This is a genomic window from Collinsella sp. AM29-10AC (genome assembly GCF_003469085.1).
Classification (GTDB): domain Bacteria; phylum Actinomycetota; class Coriobacteriia; order Coriobacteriales; family Coriobacteriaceae; genus Collinsella.
This window is the reverse complement of the sequence record NZ_QSKB01000050.1, coordinates 1-4,068: the sequence shown is the minus strand read 5'-3', so window position 1 is coordinate 4,068 and position 4,068 is coordinate 1. Positions and strand designations below refer to the sequence as shown.

At 54.6% G+C, this 4,068-nt stretch carries 1 protein-coding gene and 1 pseudogene; both read right to left on the bottom strand.

All coding sequences use genetic code 11. The features are described from left to right. Positions 1–3,260: N-6 DNA methylase (locus tag DW754_RS10705; RefSeq protein WP_117833506.1), on the bottom strand; the 3,260-nt coding region annotated here is incomplete at its 3' end. A gap of 477 nt (positions 3,261–3,737) precedes the next feature. Beyond that, a pseudogene (locus DW754_RS11020) lies at positions 3,738–4,068 on the bottom strand (hypothetical protein); the annotation flags it as partial.

Below are 4,068 nucleotides of genomic sequence, written 5' to 3'. Positions count from 1 at the left end.
AGTTTTTCACAGCCATCAAAGGATGCGAATATCTCTACAAACCGTGATTTGACGCTCTCCTTGAGAGCGGCGATTTGCTGTCGTTTGCTATTGATTTCATCTGTTAAGCGATTGAAATCGTCGATGAGGGCTCTCTGCTCGGAGAGCGTCGGGACTGGGATGGGGTATTTGAGCAGCTCATCCTTGTCTCCGCGAGGCCTGCCGGTTCCCGTGAAGGTGGACATATCGTAGTCGAAGAAGTCCTTCTGCCACAGGAGCAGATGGAGAAACTCGGGCAATAGGCTGTCGGTATTTATGCTTCGGAATACCAAAACATCCTTGGAGCACGCCCCATCGCGGTCTGCGAGCCAAATCTTCTGCAGATAGGGGCGAATATTGGAGACGAGCGTGTCTCCCTTCTTGTATGCGGTGCCATCACTTGCCGGAAGCTCTCCGCCATAGGCGGTTATGCCGCCACGGTCCTTGACCATGTTCTCCGTTGTTACGTAAGTGTCGGTGATGATGGAACTCTGGGCCACGCTGTTGGTAATGTAGGATGTGATGTCTCCAAGCGTCTTGACTACGGTGCCCTGGGCGAACGAGCGGGGCTTGTAGAAAGAGCGGGGAATCGTAAGAGTCTCGTCGAACTTCTCGGCATCAAAGTCGATGAAATCGGCGGTCTTGGCATAGTAGTAGTACTGGGCAAGGTCGCCGGGCTCAACCTGCTCGCCGGAGAACCATGCTCTGATGATGCCGCTTAGCGAGTTCGTGTCGTCCGATTCGTCGTCCGAATAGAGCACACCCTCACCATCGATGGGCTGTATCCCCTCGTTGCCTTTGCGATTGCTCCATTTGTAGCCAAGGAAAGAGGCGATTTCCTTGGTCGTGTTAGGTGAGTTGATGATGAGCGTCTGTTCGCCGCAGACGAGACCCCAAACGCGCAGGCGTTTGCGCTCTTCCTTGTGCGCATGGCGATAGAACAGCTCGCTCTCTGCTTTGAGCCGTGAGTTCTTGTCGGCCGCCTTCCAAGTCTTGCTCTTCCGAAGGGCCTTGAGCTCCTTCGATGATTCGAAAAGATGGCAATAAACGCTGAAGTGGCGAGTGTTTGCCCATTCGTTCCAATTAGCCTCTCCTGCGAGAAAAGCCCGGTAAGTATCTCCGTCTACATTAATTGTGCCGAGATAAGCGTTGAAAGCGCTTTCGTCTCTCCAGCCAGTGAGCTTCCTGCGCTCAAAAACAGCGTCAACGAAATCAAGTGCGTTCGCATTGCGGGGCGGGATCTCGTCAAAGCGACGTAGGAACATAATTGCGACGTTTGTTCCTGTGGCCGCGAATGTGCCTGATCCAAACCTGGCGATGGAGACGATCTCGAAGGAGCTCAAAAGCACATCGCGTGCGGCCATGAAACTCGAGCTCGTGCTCTTGTCGAGGATCGAGGTGGGGAGGACGATGGCGGCGTAGCCTCCGGGCCGAACAAGCTGTGCCGCACGCTCGACAAAGAGGGTCTCGATTTCCGAGCCGCTATCGCTGATGGTTTCCAGCACTTTGAGTTCGTTGTTGTGAAGCTTGAGATGCGGTTTGAAGGCCGCTACAGAGTACGGGGGATTGGCGACAAGAATGTCGAAGCGTCCCCTGTCGGTTCGGCTGTCGATTCCCTTGTCGGGATAATTTTCAAGTCCGTCGCCGAAGACCACGTTGCTCTGTCCTGCGCCATGCATGTAGAACGAGACCTTGGAAACGCGAGCGAGTCGATAGTCCTTCTCGATGCCGACGAGATTGTCTCTGACCCAGTCGGCGTCTCCGAGGTCATCCTCTATGGTCGGATCATATTGGCATGCGGCGTCGGAGATTTCTTCGAATCCTTCTGTGAGAAAGTGCCCCGCGCCACAGGCGTAATCGATAACGCGTGGATAGTGTACGGCACCAGCCTCGTCCTGCACGATGCTGTCGAGTGGGAGTGACTTCCAAATAAAACGGGTGATGGGCACAGGTGTGAAGAATTGGCCCTCGTTTTGCTTAAAGCCCTGATTAAGGAGCTGTTCGAAGAGGTCGCCCAAGAATTGAATGTCTTGAGTTCCTACGATGCGATACGGCTGTAGAAGTTGCACCGTCTCTACGAGTACCTTGCCGTTCTGAAGAAAGAGTTCCTCGTTGTGGACGTCTTTGAACGCAAAGTCATTGTTGGTATAGAACTTGAGCTTGCGCAGCGTGCCGTTCAGCTCCTCGATGAGCTTCTTGCGGTGCTGGCCCGTATAGTTGCTTATGAGGTTTTCGGCGTAGTTGTTGGGAACGTACAGGACCTCTTCCCGCATGAGCTTTCTCATGCCGTCTGAGTGGAGTCTCTGGAGTCTGTCCTGGAGCGTTTCGTAGGTGTCGCGTCCTTGGCGGTATTGGAACTCAATCTCCTGGGTTGGCATTTTCGAGAGCTCGTCTTGGAGCTTCGCGATAAAGAGCGCAATAAGGCGATTGAAGGCGTTCTCTTTATCGGAGACGTTGTTGTGGCGGAGGATTTCCTCGAAGCGGTTGACGATGCTGTCTTCGGCCCTGAAGTCGACAAGGTCCTTCTTGAGAAGGGGAGGAACCATCGGGTGGTATGCCGTCGACCTATCGCCAAAGAGGATGTTTCCCTCGACTTGTTGGTTGTACGTTTCCGTCCAAACTTGATGGAGCTGTTCCACTGTATGGGCGTCGCGGTAGAGCGCAATGGTGTCATCGCGTTTGGCGAGCGCGATGAAGTTCTCGTCATCGCTGCAGTTAATTGAAACCTGGTCTGGCACAATTTCGTTGTTGATGAAATCGCATGCAAAGAGTACCAACCAGCGAGTCGCGCGCTCTTGTTGCCAATAGGAGAGGAGTTGCCCTCCGTCTGACTGCATGTTCTTGAATTCGTTTTTGAACTCGGTTCCAGGGGTCTTGCATTCGACGATTGCGAGTGTGTCGCCCCTCTCGTCATTAATGCAGATATCAGCGCGGCCGCTCTTTTGTTCGTGCCCAAGGGCCCATTCGCGCTCCAGCTCGAGTGATTCGGGGCGATATCCTTTGTCGAGGAGCATGGTTACGCAGGCGAGTACGACGAAGTTCTCGTTATCGGAGAAGTTACAAGTTGTGTCTTTGTTGACCTTGAACCCCAGGTCTTTCGGGTAGCCGATGCGTTTCTTGGAAAAATCGACCGTGATTTGTGCGCTGGTCTCTTCCCAGGATTTCTGATAAACGGTGCCGTCGCCCGACGGCTCGTAGCACAGAGCCCTAAGTGCGTCGCGAAGATTGTCCAGCGTAATCATCTAATGTCTCCGTAGCTGCGAGGTGAAAACACAATTCGCTAATATTATCGCAGAGGGCACCGTAAGAACGTAGTGTGATTGGCGGTGCTGCTGCTTGCCAGGGCATTTGATTGGATGATGACGCGCACGGGGCGGGATTCGCCAGTCCGCTAAGCCACGCTGGCAACGGTAGCGTACCAGGTGGTTGCTTGCAGAGATCCTCACGCGCGCCGTGCTTGAACCACTGGAGGTGCGTGTTTCTCGTCGTGCGTCCATCGGTGACCGATCCGCCTTTTACTAAACAAGTTTATCGAGCGCGCGAAGTGATTGGGCCAATGGCGAAGCTCCAACTTATTCGCCAACTCATGGGCAAGCCACCCGAGACTACTCATTTCTCCTACTAGCAATGAAGGCCTGCGACCTGCAGTTTTGCAAACTGCTTGAAAGCCACCCGATGAGATACCCCCGATTTCCACTTGGAATCAGGGGTATTTTTATTTAAGCGTCCACGCATGAAACACGGCGCGATGAACTGCGCTGCTCGTCGCCCGTTCGCGCCGCCGAGAGCAGCATGCTCAAATCGGCCAGAATCGCCTCCGCCCTGCTCCCGAGCTGCAGCGGCGCCGAGTCGCCCGAGATGTTTACGCTCAAAAGGTGCGCATCCGGCAGCTTCGCGGTCATGCTCCAGAACGGGAGCGTGATGATGCCGGGGGTCATCTCGCCTACGCCGAGCTCCAGCAACAGCACGCGGCCACTGCTGCGCTCGCACACAAAGCGCTCGTATCGTCCGAGGCTCTCGCGCCAGGCCGCACCCTGCAGAAACGTGTCG